The organism is Peribacillus frigoritolerans (assembly GCF_030676415.1).
GTDB classification, from domain to species: Bacteria; Bacillota; Bacilli; order Bacillales; family DSM-1321; genus Peribacillus; species Peribacillus frigoritolerans_A.
In genome coordinates this window covers 1-511 of sequence record NZ_JAUUTW010000095.1, presented here as the reverse complement: position 1 = coordinate 511, position 511 = coordinate 1, and the positions used below count along the sequence as shown (strand labels likewise).

Annotated in this window: 1 pseudogene; it reads left to right on the top strand. The window is 33.1% G+C overall.

What is annotated here, in order from left to right:
* Window positions 1-198 precede the first annotated feature (198 nt).
* Window positions 199-511: pseudogene (locus tag Q8G36_RS28615) on the top strand (hypothetical protein); the annotation flags it as partial.

Genomic DNA, 511 nt, shown 5'->3' with positions numbered 1-511 from the left:
TTCTTTACTAGAAAAACATACTCTTCCTGTTTAATTGAATTACAAAGTGCATTCAAACAAGTTGAGATCAGGGGGCTGCCATTTGGCGGCCTTTTTTCTTAATGAACTATCGGGGCAGTTTAGTTCATTAAGAATTCACACTTATTTTGGAAATAATTGTTATAATAATACAGTTGTATTAAATAAAGGGGTGTTGAATTGATTGGTTGGTTAATTATTTTCTGTGAGATTGGATTTTGGGTGTTTGTTTTAGCAGGATTATTAGTTAGATATATTTTAAAGAAAAAGAAGCTTGGTAAATTGTTGCTTATTTGTACGCCAATCGTCGATATCATTTTACTCATTGCTACTGTTTTAGATTTAAAAAATGGGGCTATTGCAACAACCGTACATGGACTTTCTGCCATTTATATAGGGGTAAGTGTAGCGTTTGGGCATCAGATGATCAAATGGGCGGATGCGCATTTCGCTTATAAATATGGAAATGGTGAAAAACCTATAAAAAAGAAAA